This is a genomic window from Staphylococcus sp. HMSC035D11 (assembly GCF_001836075.1).
In the GTDB taxonomy this organism is placed as follows: domain Bacteria; phylum Bacillota; class Bacilli; order Staphylococcales; family Staphylococcaceae; genus Staphylococcus; species Staphylococcus hominis.
In genome coordinates, this window is record NZ_KV827283.1 from 12,360 (window position 1) to 34,401 (window position 22,042).

A 22,042-nucleotide genomic window follows, 5' to 3' on the forward strand; every position below is an offset into this window, starting at 1 on the left:
ATCATAATAGAAGAAAATCATAAAGATTAATCTAATTGACGGTGATAATCTCCAGATTTACCTCCAGATTTTGATTCAAGGTATGTGTCACCAATGATCATTCCTTTATCAGCTGCTTTTGTCATATCATATACTGTGAGAGCTGTAACTGAAGCAGCTGTTAAAGCTTCCATTTCAACACCAGTCTTACCTGTAGTAGAAACCGTAGCAGTAATGCTTAATTGATAGTGGCGTGGTGTGTTTGCTTGATTCCAAGAGAATTCAATATCTATTCCAGTTAAGGGCAATGGATGACACATAGGAATAATAGTCGATGTATTTTTAGCAGCCATTATACCTGCAATTTGAGCAGTATTAAGTACATTACCCTTTTTATTTGTATTGTCTATAATTTGACGGTAAATCGTCTCATTCACTGTGATGCTTGAATGCGCTTTAGCGATACGTTTTGTAATACTTTTATTAGAAACATCAACCATTTTTGCATTACCTTGATGATTGATATGTGTAAAATTTGACATAAATAGCCTCCTATAGAAATATCTAAAAAATCATAACATATAAATAAAGTTATAAACATTTATTTTTAATGAGTACATCATTATCTTACTGAGTTTATAAAATAGTATAGCATGAATTTATCGTGTAATTGGAGTTGATAAAATGGTAGTTGAAAAAAGAAAACCAATACCTATTAAAGAAGCAATTGAACGTATTGTAAAACAAGATATATATACTCAACAAAATAATATATCATTAGAGGACAGTTTAGGATATGTCTTAGCAGAAGACATTGTAGCAACTTATGATATACCACGTTTCAATAAATCGCCGTATGATGGTTTTGCTATAAGAAGTGAAGATTCGGCTGGTGTCTTTTCAAAAAATCGTAAAACGTTTAAAGTGATAGATCATATTGGTGCAGGCACAGTATCTCATAAAACAGTTGGAGAAAATGAAGCAGTTCGTATTATGACAGGCGCTCAAATTCCTGAGGGTGCAGATGCAGTAGTGATGTTTGAACAAACTGTGGAAAATGGAGATACATTTACGATTAGAAAACCTTTTGAAGAGAATGAAAATGTGTCGCTAAAAGGAGAAGAAACTAAAACAGGAGATATCGTTTTAAAAAAAGGACAAGTCATTAATCCTGGAGCTATTGCAGTACTAGCGACCTATGGTTATACAGAAGTGCCTGTATTTTTAAAACCAAGTATTGCAGTTATTGCTACTGGAAGCGAATTATTGAATGTAGACGAAGAATTACAACCAGGAAAAATTAGAAATTCTAATGGTCCGATGATACAAGCGTTAGCTGATAAAATGAGATTAACGATAGAGCCTTATAGTATACAACAAGATGACTTAGAAAGTAGTATTCAAGTCATCACTAAAGCAATGAAAGATCATGATATTGTCATTACTACTGGAGGCGTTTCGGTAGGAGATTATGACTTTTTACCAAAGATATACAAAGCAATTCAAGCAGAAGTGTTATTTAATAAAATTGCGATGCGTCCTGGAAGTGTGACAACTGTGGCAGTTGCAAATAAGACGTATTTATTTGGTTTATCAGGGAATCCATCGGCTTGTTTTACTGGTTTTGAATTATTTGTTAAACCAGCAGTGCAACATATGATGCAAGCCAAAGCAGTTTACCCTCAAGTTGTGAAAGCAACATTAATGGAAGATTTTGCGAAAGCCAATCCATTTACAAGATTTATTCGAGCAACTGCATCTTTTACTCATAATTGTGCGACTGTGGTTCCATCCGGATTTAATAAATCGGGTGCTGTGGTAGCAATAGCACATAGTAATGCAATGATTATGTTGCCAGGGGGTACAAGAGGATTTAAAGCCGGCCATACGGTAGATGTTATTTTAACTGAATCGAATGTTTTCGAAGAGGAACTATCATTATGATTTTACAAATAGTTGGTTTTAAAGATTCGGGTAAAACAACGTTGTTACAACAATCTATTACATTTTTAAAATCTCAAGGCTATCACATTGTGACGATTAAACATCACGGACATGAAAAAGATGATATTACACTTCAATCATCTAATGTGGATCATATGAAACATTTTGAAGCTGGTGCAGATCAGAGTATTGTTCAAGGATCTGCTTATCAACAAACAGTAACACGTAGAAATCAGCCGTCGCTTGAACAACTGATAAAAGAAAGTGTAACTATTAGTTATGACGTTATTTTAGTTGAAGGGTTTAAAAATGAGGATTATGACAAAATAGTGGTATATAAAACCCAAGAAGAATTAGAAGAACTGAGACTTCTTACACATGTTCAATATTTTTATAATTATAATAATGAGAATGCTTTAAAAAACTATGAGCAATGGTTACTAAAATGGATGAAACGAAAGGATGAACATAAAAATGAAACAATTTGAAATCGTGACGAATCCAATTGAGCCCGAACAATATAGAACATTTACTTTAAATGAACATCAAGGAGCTGTTGTTGTATTTACAGGTCATGTTCGCGAATGGACTAAAGGGGTGAAAACAGAATATCTTGAGTATGAAGCTTATGTTCCAATGGCTCAAAAAAAACTAGAACAAATTGGAGAAGAAATTACACAGCGTTGGCCAGGAACGATAACAACGATTGTACATCGTATTGGCCCCCTACAAATCTCTGATATTGCAGTATTGATTGCTGTCTCTTCGCCACATCGTAAAGATGCCTATCGTGCAAATGAGTATGCGATTGAAAGAATTAAAGAAGTTGTGCCAATTTGGAAAAAAGAAATTTGGGAAGACGGTGCAGAATGGCAAGGACATCAAAGAGGAGATTATAGTCAAGCAACTAAAGGAGAGGCTTAAATGAGAGTATTATATTTTGCAGAAATAAAAGAAATATTAGAAATGAATTCAGAAGACATTGATTTAATAGAAGATATTACAGTAGAAACGTTTAAAGAATTATTATTTGAACGTCACCCATCCATTCGTGATAAAAAATTTCAAGTAGCTGTAAATGAAGAATTTGTTCAACTTAATGATATTGTAAAGCAAGATGATGTTGTTGCGTTAATACCTCCAGTTAGTGGTGGTTAAATATGAAAGCAATTATTCTAGCTGGGGGACACTCTAAACGTTTTGGTAGTCCTAAAGCATTTGCTTGTATTCACGGGGAAATGTTCTATAAACGAATTATTAACACATTAACAGAAACGAATTTATTTGACGATATTATTATAAGTACAAACAAACAACTTAAGAATGAATTTGAGTATAAACATATTATGGTAGATGAAGAAACACATGCAGATAAAGGCCCGTTATCAGGAATCTACACAGTTATGAAACATTATAATAATGAAGAATTATTTTTTGTGGTCTCTGTAGATACTCCTATGATTACTAAAGAAGCAATAAGTCAACTATATCAATTTACAATTTCACAGCGTATGGAACATCAAGCCGATATTATAGCTTATTCAGACGATGATAAACCTATACCGACCATTGCTTTTTATAGTCGAGGAGTCATTTCGAATATTGAAAAAGCACTCAATTCTAATGATTATAGTTTACAGCATGTATATAAAAATGTGATAACATGTTTTCTAGATACTAAAGAGGTTCAGCCTTTAAAAAATTGGTCTAAAAATATTAATTATCAAGATGATTTGAATACTTTACTTCATCAGATTAATGATTAAAGGGGGACACGTTAATGACGATCCAAATTAAAGATAAATTAGGACGTCCTATAAGAGATCTACGAATTTCTGTAACAGATCGTTGTAATTTCAGATGTGATTATTGTATGCCAAAAGAAATATTTGGTGATGATTTTGTTTTTTTACCTAAAGAGGAATTACTTACATTTGATGAAATTACAACAATTGCCAAAGTTTATGCTGAATTAGGCGTGAAAAAATTAAGAATTACTGGTGGAGAACCTTTATTACGACGTGATTTATATAAATTAATTGAAAAACTTAATCATATTGAAGGTATTGAAGATATTGGTATGACCACTAATGGTTTACTTTTAAAAAAACATGGTCAAAAGTTGTATGATGCAGGATTGCGTAGAATTAATGTAAGTTTAGATGCAATTGATGATGAAGTATTTCAAGCAATCAATAACCGTAACATTAAAGCTTCTACCATCTTGCAACAAATTGATTATGCAATATCTATTGGATTTCATGTAAAAGTAAATGTAGTGATACAAAAAGGAATTAATGATGATCAAATCCTACCTATGATTGAATATTTTAAAGATAAACATATTCAAATAAGATTCATTGAATTTATGGATGTAGGTAATGATAATGGTTGGAATTTTAGTAAAGTTGTTACGAAAGAAGAAATGCTATCTACTATTGAAGAAGAGTTTGATATAGAACCTCTTCCACCTAAATATTTTGGTGAAGTTGCCACATATTATAGACATAAAGATAATGGTGCACAGTTTGGTCTAATCACAAGTGTTTCAGCTTCATTTTGTTCTACTTGTACAAGAGCAAGATTATCATCTGATGGGAAATTTTATGGATGTTTATTTAGTGTGATTGATGGTTTTGATATTAAATCATTATTGCGTAGTGGTGCTACACATCAAAAATTAAAAGACACGCTCATTTCATTATGGCAAGCACGTGATGATCGTTATTCAGATGAACGAACAGAACAAACAGTAAGAAATCGACAACGAAAGAAAATTAATATGAATTATATTGGTGGTTAATCTATACAGAAACAAGTGATAATCATATGTGATATCACTTACTTCTGTATTTTAATTTGATAGTATCTTTAATTAATTTTAATAATTTCAAAGTAATTTATATTAATCACTAAACAGATATAAATTAATATTTGTAATAGATTAAATTGTGCATATGTTATATAATTAAATTAAGCAATTTTATTATATTATGTATTTATACAACTTAGAATCAACTTTGGAGGCATGTACTATGAATAATAAAGTGACTCGCTTTATTGAAGCGGAAAGAGAACTTAGTCAATTGAAGCATTGGTTGAAAATGACGTATAAAATTTCTATTGAGGAATTTGTTGTTTTATTTAAAGTGTATGAAGGTAAAAAAATTAGCGGAAAAGAGTTACGCGATACATTACATTTTGAAATGTTATGGGATACAAGTAAAATTGACGTCATCATCCGCAAAATTTACAAGAAAGAATTAATTTCTAAATTACGTTCTGAAACAGATGAACGACAAGTATTTTATTTCTTTAATGCGTCGCAACAAAAAGTATTAGATAAAATGAAAAATGAAATTGAAGCTATTAGTATTGCAAATTAATTAAATAAAAAGAGCACCTCTAATATTCTATAACGAATAATAGGGGTGCTTCTTTTTATATATTAAATGAAAGATTAATACGTATTACCATTCACTTTTCTACCATGAACAATTAAATAAAGTACCGTACATAAAGCGGCTACAATAGCCATAATGAAATAAACTTGAGTATACGTGATTGCACTTGTAAATAATCCAAGCAACGATGGACCAAAACCAATACCAATATCTAATCCAATAAAGTAAGTTGAAGTTGCAATTCCATATTTACTTGAAGGTGACACTTTAATTGCAATGGCTTGCATAGAAGAAGAGAGATTTCCATAGCCAATACCTAAGAACACGCCAGCAAGTAATAATACCCAACCATTATAGCTAAATACTAATAAAACAAATGTGATAATTAAGGCAAGAAATGCTGGATAAACCACAACATTTTCATTTTTTGCATCAATCATCCTACCAGCAATAGGTCGAGTGATTAATGAAGCGATCGCATAGAAAATAAAGAAATAACTAGATGCTTCTAACAAATGACGTTGCTCAGCAAAAGATTTTAAGAATGTTAGGATTGAAGCATAGTTCAACCCTATAATCATCATCACAATTGCTACTGGTACAGCTTCTTTAGCAATGAAATTATGAATGTTGAAACCAGAAGCTTGGGCTACTTTTCTATCAATTGCATTTTTAGTAGGATTAAAGTCAATTTTAATAAAGACTGAAACAATTAAACTTGTAATTCCTAGTATAAGACAGATAAGAAATAGTAAATTAATTGAGAATGATTTCAATAATAAAATTCCAAAGAAAGGACCAATGGCTGATCCAAGAACAAGACTTAGTGAAAATAAGCTAATGCCTTCACTTTTACGTTCTACAGGGGTAACATGTGCAGCAATTGTACCTGTAGCTGTCGTTGCGATAGCTGTAGCAATTCCATTTAGGAGTCGTACTAACATCAAGATGGTTATCGATCCAGAGATAAAATAAAGTAACTGAGTAATGATTAGAAAAATTAAACCAGCAATTAAAATCTTTTTAGGACCAAAACGATTGACATACTTTCCCGTTCCAAAACGTCCAATCAATGATCCGATAATAAATAGTCCTACAACAAGTCCAGATAAGCTGTCTGACACATGATAGAATGTTTTAGAATAATCAGCGATGATAACTAATAATAAGTACATACACAAATAAACAAAGAAATTAATCATAAAATTGATTGTAAAACTTTTAGTAAAAATAGGTTGTTTAGTAGTACTAGTCTGATTCATGAAGATCCCCCTTCGATAATGTGGTATGTAATTTTTTCATAATTGCTATGACGTGATCCAAATCATCATTAGATATATTAGATTGATGGATTAAATCTTCTTGAATAGGTGTAATACAAGCATTAATGTCCTCAAATAATTGCTGTCCTTTTTCAGATAAACTTAATAGCTTTTCACGTTTGTCAGTCCCTGGAGTAACCAAAAGTAAATCTTTTTCAAATAGTACTTTAATAATTTTACGCGCAGTCGGTTTTTCAATAAAACGACGTTTAGATATTTGAACTAAAGTCGTTTGGTCATATGTAGCAATATCTTTAAGCACTAACCACTGACCTGTATGTAGACCAAACTGATCTAATATAGATTGAGTACGTTTAATATAAGGACGATAAATACCAATAAAACTATTAAAAAATTCATTTGTGAGCATTTTGAATTATCTCCCTCAAAAATAGTTAGCAAGGCTAACTAATTGATGACGAAAAATATTATACGCCGATTTCATTCATTTTTCAACACTAAATATAAGTTATAGAGTAAAGTATAGTGAAATTTGTTAAAATACAATTAAGTTTAAATTAGTAAAGGGGATATTGATAAATGAAGTTGAAATTTGATCATATGATTCATTACGTCGATCAATTAAAAGGATTTAAATATCCAGGTGAGTTATTAAAAATTCATTCTGGAGGCAAGCATCATCAATATGGCACTTTCAATCGTTTAACTTATATAAATGGAAATTACATCGAACTCTTAGATGTTGAAGATGTCGAAAAGTTAAAGAAAGAAGCTAAAACTGAAGAGGGTAGAGTCGCTTTTGCAACGAAAATTGTTCAAGATGATTTTAAGCAAGGATTTAAAACAATGGCATTTAGAACGGAAGATATAGAGAGGGTAAAACAATCTTTAAACGAACGTCATATTGATACGATTGGTCCTATACATATGGACAGAGAAGATAAAAAGGGTGAAAAGATAAGATGGAAGTTACTCTATATCGCTGATCCCGACTATATGGTTAGGCCACCTTTTTTTATTGAGTGGAATAAAAATAAAGTCGATCATATGCAAAATTTAGACTCATTTTTTCAGAAACAATTTAAAATTGATAAAATTATTATAGATAGTTCTAAACGCTCTAAAACCTTAACTAAGTGGCAAAGCTGGTTTAATATGGACATTATAGAAGAAAATGAGAACTACACTGACTTAAAATTAGAGGGGGATACTATCGTTTATCGGATTCAAGATGCGGCTCAATCTGGATACAATACCATTGTTTTTAAAGATAATGAAACTACGACTCCTTATTCAATTATTATTAAAGGAGCCAAATATCGTTTCGAACCGAATGAAGGAACTAATTAAATAGATAGGTATAAGTACTATGTGCGATAAAAGCAATATGAATAAAAACTAGTACTAGAGAGATTAAGCTTAATATTAAAGAAAAACGATTTGTTTTTAATAATATAAATAAAATGGTAAGTACAAGTGATAAAGCGACAAACATCACTCTCAGACTAAAAAAATTTATAGTTAAAGGATGAGCCATTGTATAAATTATTGCAATAGCATTACATACAATAAATATAAGTAAAATTATATTTCTCAATTTTAAAAACCTCTTTAATAAAAAATAGTAGTGTTTTTCATTCATTAAGTATAACAAAAAGAATAGCTTTTTGAAGAAAATTCAACTTCTATTATGAGTTTGTCGACACTCTCAAATCTACAATGTATAATGATAAGTAATGCAAAGATAAAGGAGTTTTATATAGCATGGAAAAGATGAATATCACAAATCAGGAACATGACGAATTTGTAAAAACTCATCCGAATGGTGATTTATTGCAACTGACAAAGTGGGCAGAGACAAAGCGCTTAACTGGATGGTATTCAAAACGTGTGGCAGTAGGTGAAAATGGTGAAATTAAAGGTGTAGGACAGTTATTATTTAAAAAGATACCGAAGTTACCATTTACATTATGCTACGTATCACGTGGATTCGTAGCCGATTATAATGATAGAGATGTACTGAGAGCACTTTTAAATGAAACAAAAAAAATCGCTAAAGAAGAAAAAGCGTATGCGATTAAGATTGATCCAGATGTTGAAGTAGAACATGGCACAGAAGCACTTAAAAATTTAAGAATGCTTGGATTTAAACATAAAGGGTTTAAAGAAGGATTATCAAAAGACTATATTCAACCTCGTATGACAATGATTACACCTATTGATAAGACGGATGATGAAATTATTCAAAACTTTGAACGTCGTAATCGTTCTAAAGTTAGATTGGCGCTTAAACGAGGTACTAAAGTTGAACACTCAAATCGTGAAGGGCTTAAAACATTTGCGAAATTAATGCAAATTACGGGTGAACGTGATGGCTTCTTAACACGTGATATTAGCTATTTTGAGAATATTTATGACTCATTACATGAAGATGGGGATGCAGAATTATTCTTAGTGAAATTAGAGCCACAACAAGTGCTTGATGAAACGAATAAAGATCTAGAAGCTCAAGAAGCAGAAAAAACTAAACTAGAAGCGAAGTCAGAAGCACGTCCAAATGATAAAAAAACAGCTAACAAATTAAATGATGTAAAAAATAAGATTTCTAAGACAACTGAATTAAAAGAAGATTTAGAAAGATTAAATCAAGAACATCCAGAAGGCGTATATTTATCAGGCGCATTACTTATGTTTGCAGGTAAAAAATCATATTACTTATATGGAGCTTCTTCAAATGATTATCGTGATTTCTTACCGAACCATCATATGCAATATGAAATGATGAAATACGCAAGAGATCATGGTGCAACAACGTATGACTTTGGTGGCACAGATAATAATCCATCAAAAGATTCTGAACACTATGGATTATGGGCTTTTAAACGTGTATGGGGCACTTATTTAAGTGAAAAAATTGGTGAGTTTGATTATGTCTTAAATCAGCCGTTATATCAATTAATCGAACAAGTTAAACCAAGACTTACAAAAGCCAAAATTAAACTCTCTCGCAAATTAAAACGTAAATAATTAATTTACAGTATTGTAGATACAGTATTTAATCTGAACGATTCTATAAAGAAACGTTCAGATTTTTTTACCAATATTAATAACTTATTATAGGAGAAGTAATTAAATGATTAAAAAAATGCTTCAATTTTCATTAGGTAATAAGTTTGCTATTTTCTTAATGGTTCTTTTAGTCATTATAGGTGGCATATATTCAAGTGCTAAACTTAAATTAGAATTATTACCTGATGTTGAAAACCCAATTATTTCTGTCCAAACGACGATGCCAGGCGCTACACCTCAAACGACACAAGGTGAAATTAGCTCGAAAATTGATAAACAAGTCAGATCACTCGCTTATGTAAAAAGTGTAGAAACACAATCGATACCTAATGCTTCAATTGTGAAAGTTGAATATAACAACGGAACTGACATGGATAAAGCTGAAGAAGTACTGAAAAAAGAAATAGACAAAATCGATTTTAAAGATGGAGTAAGCGAACCAGAATTAATACGTAATTCTATCGATGCTTTTCCTATCGTAGCTTACTCATTTACAAATAAGAGTAATGACTTAAGAACCACTACAAAGGAAATTAATGAACAATTAATACCTAAACTTCAAACTGTTGATGGTGTTCAAAGTGCACAACTGAATGGACAAACTACACGTCAAGTTACTTTAAAATTTAAACAAAAGGAATTGGATAAAGTAAGGTTATCTGCGGAGGATGTTGAAAATTACATTAAGACAGCGACAAGAGAAACACCACTCGGTTTATTCCAATTTGGAAATAATGAAAAATCCCTTGTTGTGGATGGTCAATTTAAATCAGTCAGTGCATTAAAAGATTTAAACATCCCGCTTTCTATAGCAGGCCAAGGACAATCAAGTGATTCTAACGATAATAGTATTAGTAGTACTGGCCAAGAAGGTAGTCAATCATCTAGTGCAAGTCAATCGCAAACGAATAGCTCTTTAAAAGGAACAAATGGTCAAATGCCAAGCGTGCCACTTAAAGATTTAGCTAACATCACTGTGGGCGATGAACGAGATTCTATTTCAAAAACAAATGGTAAAGACGCAGTGAACGTACAAGTAATGAAAGCACAAGATGCAAATACAGTTCAAGTGGCTAGAGCAACGCAAAAGAAAATAGACGAGTTTGTTAAGAATAATAGTGATATCAAAGCTACAAAAACAATGGACACAGCTAAACCAATTGAAGATTCATTATATACTATGATTGAAAAAGCGGCATTAGGTACCATCGTCGCAATTATTGTTATTTTATTATTCTTAAGAAATATTAAAACAACAGCGATATCTATCGTTTCAATTCCGTTATCTATTTTGATTGCACTTATTGCACTGAAATTAAGTAATGTATCACTTAATATTTTAACTTTAGGTGCATTGACGATTGCGATTGGTCGGGTCATAGATGATTCTATTGTTGTAGTAGAAAATATCTATCGACGATTATCAGATCCAAGTGAACAATTAAAAGGGAACAATTTAGTTATTAGTGCAACGAGAGAGGTATTTAAACCTATTTTATCTTCTACGATTGTTACAATTATAGTTTTCTTACCGCTAGCTTTTGTTTCCGGCTCAGTAGGTGAAATGTTCCGACCATTTGCGTTAGCTATCACATTTAGTTTACTGGCTTCGCTTCTTGTTTCTATTACTGTTGTGCCAGCCCTTGCCTCAACATTCTTTAAAAATGGAATAAACATAAAGGGCAATGTTAATGAAGAAAATAAATTAGGAGGGATTAGTAAGGGATATAAACGAGTACTTGGTTGGTCACTTAATCATAAATGGCTTGTTCTTATTATTAGTATTGTTATATTAATTGCGAGTATAGGAATTGGTGCAGCTAAATTAGGAACAAGTTATATTTCTACAGGGGAAGATAAGTTTTTAGCGTTAACTTATACACCTAAACCAGGAGAAACTGAAGAAGCAGTACTTAAACATGCTGAAAAAGCTCAAAAATACCTTCAAAGTAAAGATAAAGTTAAAACAGTTCAATTTTCTGTAGGGGGACCTTCTCCAGCAGATCCAACGGGAAGTACGAATAGCATGGCTATTATGGTGGAATATGATTCGGATACGCCGCACTTTGAGGAAGAACCAGATAAAGTGGTTACACATCTTTCTAAAATGAAAAACCCAGGTAAATGGAAAAATCAAGACTTAGGTACAGGAGCTGGAAACAATTCAGTGGACGTAACTGTTAAAGGATCTTCTACTGATGCAATTAGAAGTACAGTAACTAAAGTTGAAAATAAAATGAAATCCATTAAAGGTGTAGCAGATGTCAATTCAGATTTATCACAAACCTATGATCAATATGAAATCAAAGTAGATCAAAATAAAGCAACAGATAAAGGTATTTCAGCTGCACAATTAGCATTGAATTTAAATGAGAACTTACCAGAAAAAACAATTACAACTGTTAAAGAAAATGGTAATAATATAGATGTAAAAGTAAAACAGAATAAACAAACAAATTGGTCTCAAAATAAACTAGAAAACATCGACTTACATGCACCAAGTGGAGAAACTGTTAAATTAAAAGATATTGCACGTCTAAACAAAACAACAACACCAAGTAAACTTGTTCAAGAAGATGGCGATTATGCTACAACAATTTCAGGTAAAATTACCGCTTCTGATGTTGGTGGAACTTCTAGTAAAGTGATGCGTGAAATCAATACAATTGATAAACCTAATAACGTTAAGTTTAATGTTGGTGGTGCAACAGATGATATTAATACAGCTATGAGCCAACTCGCTTTTGCAATGCTTATTGCTATTGTTATTGTGTATCTTGTGTTGGTTATCACATTCAAAGGTGGTTTAGCACCATTTACAATTCTATTCTCATTACCATTTACAGCTATTGGTATAGTATTTGCATTATTGATTACCGGAGAAACCATTTCAGTACCAAGTTTAATTGGTATGTTGATGTTAATTGGTATTGTTGTTACAAATGCAATTGTATTAATTGATAGAGTGATTTCAAATGAACAACAAGGTATGTTAATGAAAGAAGCTTTAATTGAAGCGGGTGGAACCCGAATTAGACCTATTTTGATGACTGCAGTTGCAACAATCGGTGCATTATTACCATTATTATTTGGGCAAAATAGTTCAATTCTAATTTCTAAAGGAATGGCCGCTACAGTCATAGGTGGATTAGTATCATCAACACTACTAACCTTAATCGTAGTGCCAGTTATCTATGAAATACTCTTTACTTTAAAAAACAAACTTACACGTAAATAAAGATAAATTTAGGATAAGTCAAAAAAAGCAATTGAGACGTATGCACATACGTTCAATTGCTTTTTTATTAATACATAGTAAAAGTTAAAATAATATATATTACAAAAATAATAATAGATATAATATTTAAAATTGAAACACCTTTATAATCGTTTTTAAGTGCTTTAAAAGCTGTAACTTCTACATTTCCTACAAGAAGAAGCAATACAACAAATACCCACCAATTTTCACTAGGAAATTGGATCGTAGTGATAGCTACTACAAATAATAATAATATTCCCATAATAAGACGTAAAATATGTACGAACATTGATTTCATTTTAAAAATACTGATATAACTTACAATAAGATACAGTATGGGTAATAAAATTAAGTATATTTTCACTTGATGACATCCTTTCTATTACGACTAATATCATAGCATTCATGAACTTTCATGCCTAGATATATTGAAAAATTATTTCTGATGTAATTTTGAACGTATGTCTGAAATTTCTTTTTCAATTTCTTCTAATTGTTTTACTAAAGGATCAATCTGTTGATTTAGTGATTCTTTTTTCTCTAAATCATTTTGTAAACGAATATAATCGTATTTAAGCTCAGCTAATTGTGATTCTAAGTCCATGTCTAGTCGAACTCCTTATTTATTAATATGATTAGTAATGATTATAGCATGAAACAAGTAACTTCTAAAAATACTGTTAATTGTGTTAGAGTAATTAGTTGTAATGGAATATTAGGGAAGAAGGGATGAATTGTGACTGAGCAATTTATAATCATTATTTTGTTAATTGCATTAGGTTACTTACTTAAACGTATTAATTTTATTAAGTCTGCAGATAGTCAAGTATTGTCTACGCTTGTATTGAATGTCACATTACCTTCTTTAGTTATTGTCAATTTAAATAGTGCGAATCTTGATTTATCATTTTCTATTTTACCAATTATGATGCTCATCTATGGCATATTGGCCAAAGTAATTATTGTTGCATTATTTAGAAAATATGATAATCATGTCAAGGGTTCAGTAGGTATGATGGCAGCGTCATTAAACATTGGTTTATTTGCTTATCCACTTGTAGAAACAATTTGGCCTGAAAATGGTATGATTTATTTTGGTATGGCCGATATCGGTGGGGCAATTATTATGTTTGGAGTCACTTACTTTGTAGGTAGTTATTACAGTGAAGGTAGTGATCAATTTAATTTCAAATTTTTAGGGAAAAAGTTAATTTCTTCAGTACCACTCGTTACTTATATTGTAATGTTTATACTTAATATGGCTAATATTCATTTACCAAAAGCTTCAATTGACTTTTTTACCATTATTTCTAAAGCGAACATGCCATTATCAATGATTTTACTTGGAATTATGTTGAGCTTCAGAATTGAAAAGCAATTTTTACCAATTGCAGTGAAATATTTAATTGTCCATTACGGACTTGGATGTATTGCTGGTTTATTAGTCCACTTTTTTTTACCAACATCGGATGATATGATTAAAACAACGTTATTAATTACATGGTTACTTCCTGTGGGTGTGGCAATTATTCCATATTCAATTCAATTTAAATATAAAACATTACCATTAGTTGGAATGGTTACTAATATTTCTATTGTGATAAGTATTATTATTATATATATTTATCAAGCTATCTTTGTATAAAAACTATATATATATGAAAAAAGCAAGCGATTTTTAATCATCGCTTGCTTTTTTACTTTATAGTATGATTACCCTTTTCCACCCATAAATGCAGGATAGTTCATCATACCACCATCAACATATAATGTTGTTCCATGAACATAACTAGCTAAATTAGAAGCTAAGAACAATGCACCGTTTGCTACATCTTTTGCATCACCGATTTCTCTAGCTGGAATCATTTCTAATGTTTCGGCACGTGTTTTTGGATCAGAGAATTTTTCTTTTGTATGCTCAGTCACAACGGCACCTGGAGAGATATTATTAATACGAATACCGTGTTGGGCATATTCCATTGACATTGTTTCCATCATTAACTTAAGACCGCCTTTACTTGCAGCATAGTTAACGTAATTTGGCCAAGGAATGGTATCATGCACGCTTGAAGTATTAATAATAATACCTTTCTTATCTTCTTTTAAAAATTGTTTTACCGCTTCACGTGAACCAATAAATGCACCAGTTAAGTTAATATCAAGAACTTTTTGCCATTCAGCCATAGACATTTCATGACTTGGAGTGGCTTTTTCAAAACCAGCATTATTAATCATGATATCAATTGTTCCAAATTCTTTAACAGCCGTTTCTACTAATCGTTTCACATCTTCTTCGACTGAAACATCGGCTTGCACCGTAATTGAGTCACCGCCAGATTTTTTGATTGTTTCTTGAAGGGCATCAAGTTCTTTCATATGACTTTCTGATCTATAATTTAAGACTACTTTCGCTTTTTCTTTACCAAAAACTTCCGCCATTGCTTTTCCTATGCCACTGCCAGAGCCAGTAATAACAACAACTTTATTTTCTAATTCAGAAAACATTGTATGACCTCCTCAATATACTTATTTTAAGTTTCCTAATATAATTGCTGCGATGATAATCAACGCAATACCTGACCAAATCCCAATCATTTGGCGTCGATCTTTTTTCTCACCTAATAAGAATATACCACCAAGAGTAGAAACTATAACTAATAATTGTGATAATGAGAAACTTGTTGCTACACCAACTTTAGGTTGAGAATAGAACATAAATAAGTTACCTATTCCCCAAACAATCCCTGGAATAATATTAAGTGTGGTAGATTTAATATTTGTTTCATGTCTCATTGAAAGTAAAAATCCACCAATAGCCATACCAACTGATTGGAAGAATAAGGCATCAGTACCATTTACGCCAAATATATTCCCGATTACTACATAACCTACATAACCTAATGTACCTACAACTAGAATCACCATTGCTTTACTAAAATTAGGATCTTTTGTAGAACGCTCATTTTTTCCTTTTAGTGATGTAAGGGCAATCCCTGTTACTAATAAAACCATTGCAATAAGTCCTAAAGTAACTTGTAATCCAGTACTCCATTCACCTAAAAAGATAGCACTAAATAAAGTTGTACCTACTAATTGTAAACCAGTAGAAATAGGCATTGTTTTAGATACGCCGACAAGGTTAACAGATTGTAATTGAGTTCCTTGACCGAATGCCCACATTGCACCAGAAATTAACCCTACAATGATGACAGTAGGGTTATCAAATTGTGCATGACCTGTAAGAAGTAAGATTAAACCAATAACCAATGTACCTAACGTTGTACCTCTAATTTGATTGTATGGACCTCCTCCTACAAATACATTGATTAATACGAGACTTCCCCAAAATAATGCAGGTAATAAGGCGATTAATATGTTAATAATCTGCATTTATTACTCACTCTCCTTTTCAAAAATAAGTGCTTTCCTTTCCATAACACTTGGTGAATATTTTATATTATTTGTGATTGATATAAAACGCAATTGCTCATTTTTTTATAAAATATAAAAGACTAATATTATAAAAATGTATAGCCTAAGTATTTTAGTAAGCTGAATTTAATATAGGAGTTTTACTTTAAATTAATAAGTTGAGATGGAAAGTAACACTATTGCTATACATGTTACAATATTAAACGTATGAAAATAAAAAGTAAGAATGCGAAAGGAAATTTGAATGAAATCATTAATTCTAGCGGAAAAACCCTCAGTAGCGAGAGATATTGCAGAAGCACTAAATATTAAAGAAAAACATAATGGATATATTGCAAATCATTGCTATATAGTGACATGGGCTTTAGGTCATTTAGTAACAAATGCGCAACCAGAACATTATGATAAAACATATAAAGAATGGAAATTAGAAGATTTACCTATATTACCTAAGCAAATGCATACTGTGGTCATAGGTAAGACAAGTAAACAATTTAAAATTGTAAAATCTTTAATATTAAATAAAGATGTGAAAGACATTATTATTGCTACAGATGCTGGACGTGAAGGAGAACTGGTAGCACGTCTCATCTTAGATAAAGTAAAAAATAAAAAGCCAATTAAACGTTTATGGATTAGTTCGGTGACTAAAAAAGCAATACAACAAGGCTTTAAACATTTAAAAGATGGACGTGAATATAATCACTTGTATCAAGCAGCTCTTGCACGAAGTGAAGCGGACTGGATAGTGGGTATTAATGCTACTAGAGCACTGACAACTAAATATGATGCTCAACTTTCATTAGGAAGAGTACAAACACCAACGATTCAACTGGTTTATCATCGACAACAAGAAATTAATCATTTTAAACCTCAAAAGTATTACACACTTTCTTTAAATGTAAATGACGCTATATTTGATATTCAAACGAATCAAAGATTTACTAATAAAGAAGAAATACAAAAATTATCTAAAAAAATAGAAGGACAATCAGGTCAGATTGAAGATGTTTCAATTAATCAAAAAAAATCTTACGCAAAACCTTTATATAATTTAACTGATTTACAACAAGCATCATACCAGCGATTTAAAATGGGACCCAAAGAAACTTTAAATACCTTACAGAGTCTTTATGAACGTCATAAACTATTAACATATCCAAGAACAGATTCTAACTACTTGTCTAACGATATGACAGATACCATACAAGAACGTCTCCAAGCCTTATTAGCGACTGATTATAAATCACATGCTCGTCAGTTATTGACTAAGTCATTTACAACTAAGATGCATATTTTTAATAATCAAAAAGTGTCAGACCATCATGCGATTATCCCAACTGAAATTAGACCCAACTTTGATACATTAACTAACAGAGAAACAAAACTATATTTAATGGTTGCACAACGATTTTTAGAAACATTAATGGATCCTTATCAGTATGAAGCGACACAGGTTATTTTAAAAGTAGGAGAATATCAATTTAAACATGCCAAAAACGTCACACGTAAATTAGGATTTAAAGCACTTAGTAACAATGATTCAACTGCTAATAAGACTATCACTTTTAGCAAGGATGAGACCTATCATGTACAACAAGTCAAAGTAAGCGAACATGAAACAACACCTCCTGAATATTTCAATGAAGGTAGCTTACTTAAGGCGATGGAAAACCCACAAAATTATATTCAATTGAATGACAAAAAGTACGCTAATACCCTTCATAAGACGGGAGGAATTGGAACAGTAGCGACGCGTGCAGATATTATTGAAAAACTATTCAATATTAATGCAATAGAATCAAAAGATGGAAAATTAAAAGTGACATCTAAAGGAAAACAAATATTAGAGCTTTCTCCTAAAGCGCTGACTTCTCCTTTAATGACTGCAGAATGGGAAGAAAAATTACTTTCTATTGAGAAAGGTAAATATAACGCTAAACAATTTATTAATGAGATGAAAGATTTTACTAAAGAAATTGTTGGGCAAATCAAACATAGTGATCAAAAATATAAACATGATAATTTAACTTCTACTGAATGTCCCAATTGCGGTAAATTTATGATAAAAGTAAAAACTAAAAACGGTCAAATGCTAGTGTGTCAAGACCCTAGCTGTCACACTAAAAAGAATATTCAACGTAAAACGAATGCACGTTGTCCTAACTGTAAAAAGAAAATGACATTGTTTGGAAGAGGAAAAGAAGCGGTCTACCGATGTGTATGCGGTCATACTGAAACCCAAGCACAAATGGATCAACGATTGAAAAATAAAAATAATGGTAAAGTTTCTAAAAAAGATATGAAAAAATATATGAATAATCATGATGAATTGGATAATAATCCTTTTAAAGATGCATTAAAGAACTTAAAATTTTAACTAAAATCGAACTTATAATGAAATAAGTCGATAAAAGTTCGCTTTTAGTATTGTTTTTTTAAGTAAGTAATATTAAACTATTAAAGTATTTCAAAAAAAGGAGTTTAAAGCTGTGAAAAAATACTTCCAATTCGACGAGTATGGTACTAACTACAAAAGAGAAATCATCGGTGGTATCACAACTTTCTTATCAATGGCTTATATATTAGCCGTGAATCCTCAAGTCTTAAGTTTAGCAGGTGTTAAAGGTATATCTGGTGATATGAAAATGGATCAAGGTGCCATTTTTGTAGCGACAGCATTAGCAGCCTTTGTAGGATCTTTATTCATGGGACTGATTGCAAGATATCCGATTGCGCTTGCCCCAGGGATGGGGTTAAATGCGTTCTTTGCATTTACAGTTGTTTTAACAATGGGAATTCCTTGGCAAATCGGTTTAACAGGTGTGCTGTTTTCAGGTATATTCTTTGCGATATTAACAGCAACTGGATTGAGGGAAATAATTATTAATGCAATACCCTATGAAATGAAAATGGCGGTTTCGGCAGGTATAGGGCTATTTATTACTTTTGTAGGTTTACAAAGTGCAGGTATTATTGTAAAAAATGATTCAACGCTTGTAACATTAGGTCATTTAACTAAACCATCAGTACTTTTAGCTATATTTGGGATTGCTATAACAATCATTTTATATGCTAGAAAGGTTCCAGGTTCAATCTTTATTGGTATGATTATAACTGCAATTGTAGGGATGATTACGGGTCAAATTCATACACCATCAGGTATTGTAGGTAAAATTCCAAGTATTACACCTACATTTGGAGCAGCTTTTGAAGCATTTAAAGATCCAGGCCAATTATTTACAATCCAATTTCTTATTGTTATTTTAACGTTCTTCTTTATTGATTTCTTTGATACTGCAGGTACTTTAGTAGCAGTAGCAACCCAAGCAGGTATAATGAAAGACAATAAATTACCAAGGGCTGGAAGAGCATTATTTGCAGACTCGCTTGCTACAATTGTTGGAGCTATTTTTGGTACAACAACAACAACCTCTTATATTGAATCTACTTCTGGTGTTGCAGTAGGAGCACGTACAGGTTTTGCAAGTATCATAACTGGTTTTTGTTTCTTATTAGCATTATTCTTTAGTCCGCTAATCGAAGTCGTTACAAGTGCAGTAACAACACCAGCGTTAGTTGTAGTTGGTATTTTAATGGCGGCAAACTTTGCTGAAATTAATTGGAAAAAATTTGAAGTAGCAGTACCAGCATTCATTACAATCATTATGATGCCTTTATCATATTCAATTGCTACAGGTATTGCATGTGGGTTTATCTTCTATCCAATAACAATGTTAATTACTAAAAAACATAAAGAAGTTCATCCTATCATGTATGTATTAATGGTATTATTTATTTTATACTTCGTGTTTGTACACGGTTAGACATAAAAAGACACATTTAATTTTTGAATTAAATGTGTCTTTTTAATATTGAAATTATTAATTATTTTTATCATCTTTTTTGTATTGTGTATAAATAACTTTAGAATCTTTATTAGGAATGTAAGTTGGGGCGTTGAGTACAACAAATATAAAGAATACCATTAAGAAAAATAGTATCCAATGCGTAAACATACCAATAATAGGTAGAAAAGCAACAAATGATCCAATTAATCCAATAAATGGAATCATTGCCATTGGCTTAATTGTGTTTTGAGAATCTACTAATAGAATGATTCCTAAAATAAGATAAAGTAAAGCATTTAATAATAAAGGTTGCCAACCAAACCCAAGAATAACTGAGCCTCCTAAAAAAGGAATACCATAGAAAAATTCACTAGCTATTAAGAAGATACTAATAATTGCTAAAGTAAGTTTCACATTTCTTTTCATTTATATTATATTCACCTCCGATAAAGTTCATGAATTTTAAAATAAATTAGCATTAAAAATGTATAGCTATAATTTCAAAATTCATTACTCTCTATATCTATTATAAAGGTTTATAGAAAAAAGGGAAAAAATTTACTCAAAATGGTTGAACTACATAAAAATTTCCAGTACAATACTTAAGTATGTGTTAGACGTAAATAAAAAAAGTTAAAGAAAAACCTTGATTTATCAGTGTTTTTCTTGTAACATATTTAATGTTGGACTTGAAGAAAGCGATGAAGCGAAAGGTTACTGACACACCCGGCCGCTTTGCCATGGCGTTGTGTGAGATAGTTTTCGTGGAGAAGTCTATCACTTCAATGTAGACGAACAAGGAGGGAAAATTATGGCAAAACAAAAAATCAGAATCAGATTAAAAGCTTATGATCACCGTGTAATTGATCAATCAGCAGAAAAGATTGTTGAAACTGCTAAACGTTCTGGTGCAGATGTATCTGGACCAATTCCGTTACCAACAGAAAAATCTGTTTATACAATTATTCGTGCGGTGCACAAGTATAAAGATTCTCGTGAACAATTCGAACAACGTACACACAAACGTTTAATCGACATTGTTAACCCAACACCAAAAACAGTTGATGCTTTAATGGGCTTAAACTTACCATCTGGTGTAGACATCGAAATTAAATTATAATAGATCAATTTAGGAGGTGGACTTTCGATGACCAAAGGAATCTTAGGAAGAAAAATTGGGATGACACAAGTATTCGGAGAAAACGGTGAATTAATCCCTGTTACAGTAGTAGAAGCAAATCAAAACGTAGTATTACAAAAGAAAACTGAAGAAGTTGATGGCTACAATGCTATCCAAGTAGGTTTTGCAGACAAACAAGCATATAAAAAAGATGCTAAATCAAATAAATATGCAAATAAACCAGCTGAAGGTCACGCTAAAAAAGCTGGCGCAGCACCTAAGCGCTTCATTCGTGAATTCAGAAACGTTAATGTTGATGAATACGAAGTAGGTCAAGAAGTCACAGTAGATACTTTTGAAGCTGGAGACATTATTGATGTTACAGGAACTTCAAAAGGTAAAGGTTTCCAAGGTGCAATTAAACGTCATGGTCAAGGTCGTGGACCAATGGCTCACGGTTCTCATTTCCACAGAGCACCAGGTTCAGTAGGTATGGCTTCAGATGCTTCAAGAGTATTTAAAGGTCAAAAAATGCCTGGACGTATGGGCGGTAACACAGTTACAGTTCAAAACTTAGAAGTTGTTCAAGTTGATACTGATAACAATGTTATTTTAGTAAAAGGTAATGTACCTGGACCTAAAAAAGGTTTTGTAGAAATTAAATCTTCAATTAAAAAAGGTAATAAATAATAAGTAGCGAA

23 protein-coding genes are annotated in these 22,042 nt (G+C 31.5%); 15 read left to right on the forward strand and 8 right to left on the reverse strand.

Annotated features, from left to right (window positions below; genetic code table 11):
* Positions 1-26: 26 nt before the first annotated feature.
* The gene (gene moaC / locus HMPREF2647_RS09480; protein ID WP_017174866.1) at positions 27-521 is read right to left on the reverse strand and encodes a cyclic pyranopterin monophosphate synthase MoaC; all 495 of its coding nucleotides are present in this window, start codon (positions 519-521) and stop codon (positions 27-29) included.
* A gap of 142 nt (positions 522-663) precedes the next feature.
* Between moaC and glp the strand changes: the two genes are divergently transcribed.
* The 7 genes from glp to HMPREF2647_RS09515 all read left to right on the forward strand — a co-directional run bounded on the left by glp (position 664) and on the right by HMPREF2647_RS09515 (position 5,309).
* The gene (glp, locus tag HMPREF2647_RS09485) at positions 664-1,923 is read left to right on the forward strand and encodes a molybdopterin molybdotransferase MoeA (RefSeq protein WP_070508203.1); all 1,260 of its coding nucleotides are present in this window, start codon (positions 664-666) and stop codon (positions 1,921-1,923) included.
* Positions 1,920-2,411 (forward strand): molybdopterin-guanine dinucleotide biosynthesis protein B, encoded by a 492-nt coding sequence (mobB, locus tag HMPREF2647_RS09490; RefSeq protein WP_017174864.1) that lies wholly within the window; start codon positions 1,920-1,922, stop codon positions 2,409-2,411. The genes glp and mobB overlap by 4 nt, the downstream gene beginning before the upstream one ends.
* Positions 2,398-2,847 (forward strand): molybdenum cofactor biosynthesis protein MoaE, encoded by a 450-nt coding sequence (locus HMPREF2647_RS09495; RefSeq protein ID WP_017174863.1) that lies wholly within the window; start codon positions 2,398-2,400, stop codon positions 2,845-2,847. Before mobB ends, HMPREF2647_RS09495 begins: the two co-directional genes overlap by 14 nt.
* Entirely contained in the window at positions 2,848-3,081 is a 234-nt protein-coding gene (gene moaD / locus HMPREF2647_RS09500; RefSeq protein WP_017174862.1) for a molybdopterin converting factor subunit 1, read from the forward strand.
* Positions 3,082-3,083: 2 nt separating this feature from the next.
* The gene (gene mobA / locus HMPREF2647_RS09505; RefSeq protein ID WP_017174861.1) at positions 3,084-3,689 is read left to right on the forward strand and encodes a molybdenum cofactor guanylyltransferase MobA; all 606 of its coding nucleotides are present in this window, start codon (positions 3,084-3,086) and stop codon (positions 3,687-3,689) included.
* Between the two features lie 14 nt (positions 3,690-3,703).
* The gene (gene moaA, locus HMPREF2647_RS09510; RefSeq protein ID WP_017174860.1) at positions 3,704-4,726 is read left to right on the forward strand and encodes a GTP 3',8-cyclase MoaA; all 1,023 of its coding nucleotides are present in this window, start codon (positions 3,704-3,706) and stop codon (positions 4,724-4,726) included.
* A gap of 232 nt (positions 4,727-4,958) precedes the next feature.
* Positions 4,959-5,309 (forward strand): SarA family transcriptional regulator, encoded by a 351-nt coding sequence (locus HMPREF2647_RS09515; protein WP_017174859.1) that lies wholly within the window; start codon positions 4,959-4,961, stop codon positions 5,307-5,309.
* A 74-nt stretch (positions 5,310-5,383) separates the two neighbouring features.
* On the opposite strand, the gene HMPREF2647_RS09520 is transcribed toward HMPREF2647_RS09515, so the two are convergent.
* Together HMPREF2647_RS09520 and HMPREF2647_RS09525 are read right to left on the reverse strand one after the other, a co-directional pair.
* Positions 5,384-6,589, reverse strand: a complete 1,206-nt coding sequence (locus HMPREF2647_RS09520; protein WP_070813343.1) for an MFS transporter — start codon at positions 6,587-6,589, stop codon at positions 5,384-5,386.
* Complete coding sequence (locus HMPREF2647_RS09525) at positions 6,576-7,019, reverse strand: MarR family winged helix-turn-helix transcriptional regulator (protein ID WP_070813344.1); 444 nt, start codon at positions 7,017-7,019, stop codon at positions 6,576-6,578. Before HMPREF2647_RS09525 ends, HMPREF2647_RS09520 begins: the two co-directional genes overlap by 14 nt.
* Before the next feature lie 170 nt (positions 7,020-7,189).
* Between HMPREF2647_RS09525 and HMPREF2647_RS09530 the strand changes: the two genes are divergently transcribed.
* The 3 genes from HMPREF2647_RS09530 to HMPREF2647_RS09545 all read left to right on the forward strand — a co-directional run bounded on the left by HMPREF2647_RS09530 (position 7,190) and on the right by HMPREF2647_RS09545 (position 12,917).
* Positions 7,190-7,960, forward strand: coding sequence for a VOC family protein (locus HMPREF2647_RS09530; protein WP_019834797.1), 771 nt, complete (start codon positions 7,190-7,192; stop codon positions 7,958-7,960).
* 414 nt (positions 7,961-8,374) lie between these two features.
* A complete protein-coding gene (locus HMPREF2647_RS09540; RefSeq protein ID WP_017174855.1) occupies positions 8,375-9,637 on the forward strand; it encodes a lipid II:glycine glycyltransferase FemX in 1,263 nt (420 codons plus the stop codon).
* A 106-nt stretch (positions 9,638-9,743) separates the two neighbouring features.
* On the forward strand, positions 9,744-12,917 hold the full coding sequence (locus HMPREF2647_RS09545) for an efflux RND transporter permease subunit (RefSeq protein ID WP_049420248.1): 3,174 nt from the start codon (positions 9,744-9,746) through the stop codon (positions 12,915-12,917).
* 67 nt (positions 12,918-12,984) lie between these two features.
* Here HMPREF2647_RS09545 and mspA read toward each other — a convergent pair whose 3' ends face one another.
* Both mspA and HMPREF2647_RS11230 read right to left on the reverse strand, forming a co-directional pair.
* Complete coding sequence (gene mspA, locus HMPREF2647_RS09550) at positions 12,985-13,302, reverse strand: membrane stabilizing protein MspA (protein ID WP_019834800.1); 318 nt, start codon at positions 13,300-13,302, stop codon at positions 12,985-12,987.
* 72 nt (positions 13,303-13,374) lie between these two features.
* Positions 13,375-13,542: an SE1832 family protein gene (locus HMPREF2647_RS11230; protein WP_101804312.1), complete on the reverse strand. Its 168-nt coding sequence runs from the start codon at positions 13,540-13,542 to the stop codon at positions 13,375-13,377.
* A gap of 132 nt (positions 13,543-13,674) precedes the next feature.
* Here HMPREF2647_RS11230 and HMPREF2647_RS09555 point away from each other — a divergent pair, with 132 nt between their 5' ends.
* Positions 13,675-14,583, forward strand: a complete 909-nt coding sequence (locus tag HMPREF2647_RS09555) for an AEC family transporter (protein ID WP_070813345.1) — start codon at positions 13,675-13,677, stop codon at positions 14,581-14,583.
* Positions 14,584-14,651: 68 nt separating this feature from the next.
* On the opposite strand, the gene HMPREF2647_RS09560 is transcribed toward HMPREF2647_RS09555, so the two are convergent.
* Positions 14,652-15,443 (reverse strand): glucose 1-dehydrogenase, encoded by a 792-nt coding sequence (locus HMPREF2647_RS09560; protein WP_019834801.1) that lies wholly within the window; start codon positions 15,441-15,443, stop codon positions 14,652-14,654.
* Between the two features lie 21 nt (positions 15,444-15,464).
* Positions 15,465-16,328: a GRP family sugar transporter gene (locus HMPREF2647_RS09565; protein WP_017174849.1), complete on the reverse strand. Its 864-nt coding sequence runs from the start codon at positions 16,326-16,328 to the stop codon at positions 15,465-15,467.
* A gap of 286 nt (positions 16,329-16,614) precedes the next feature.
* Between HMPREF2647_RS09565 and HMPREF2647_RS09570 the strand changes: the two genes are divergently transcribed.
* Complete coding sequence (locus HMPREF2647_RS09570; RefSeq protein WP_070813346.1) at positions 16,615-18,750, forward strand: DNA topoisomerase III; 2,136 nt, start codon at positions 16,615-16,617, stop codon at positions 18,748-18,750.
* Between the two features lie 112 nt (positions 18,751-18,862).
* Positions 18,863-20,197 carry an NCS2 family permease gene (locus HMPREF2647_RS09575; RefSeq protein ID WP_002448576.1) on the forward strand — a complete coding sequence of 445 codons (1,335 nt, stop codon included), beginning with the start codon at positions 18,863-18,865 and terminating at the stop codon, positions 20,195-20,197.
* 57 nt (positions 20,198-20,254) lie between these two features.
* Here the strand turns inward: HMPREF2647_RS09575 and HMPREF2647_RS09580 are convergent, their stop codons facing one another.
* Positions 20,255-20,647 carry a hypothetical protein gene (locus tag HMPREF2647_RS09580; protein WP_017174846.1) on the reverse strand — a complete coding sequence of 131 codons (393 nt, stop codon included), beginning with the start codon at positions 20,645-20,647 and terminating at the stop codon, positions 20,255-20,257.
* A gap of 385 nt (positions 20,648-21,032) precedes the next feature.
* Between HMPREF2647_RS09580 and rpsJ the strand changes: the two genes are divergently transcribed.
* The gene (gene rpsJ, locus HMPREF2647_RS09585; protein ID WP_001118667.1) at positions 21,033-21,341 is read left to right on the forward strand and encodes a 30S ribosomal protein S10; all 309 of its coding nucleotides are present in this window, start codon (positions 21,033-21,035) and stop codon (positions 21,339-21,341) included.
* Between the two features lie 27 nt (positions 21,342-21,368).
* Positions 21,369-22,031 carry a 50S ribosomal protein L3 gene (gene rplC, locus HMPREF2647_RS09590; protein WP_002448523.1) on the forward strand — a complete coding sequence of 221 codons (663 nt, stop codon included), beginning with the start codon at positions 21,369-21,371 and terminating at the stop codon, positions 22,029-22,031.
* The last annotated feature ends 11 nt before the right edge of the window (positions 22,032-22,042 follow it).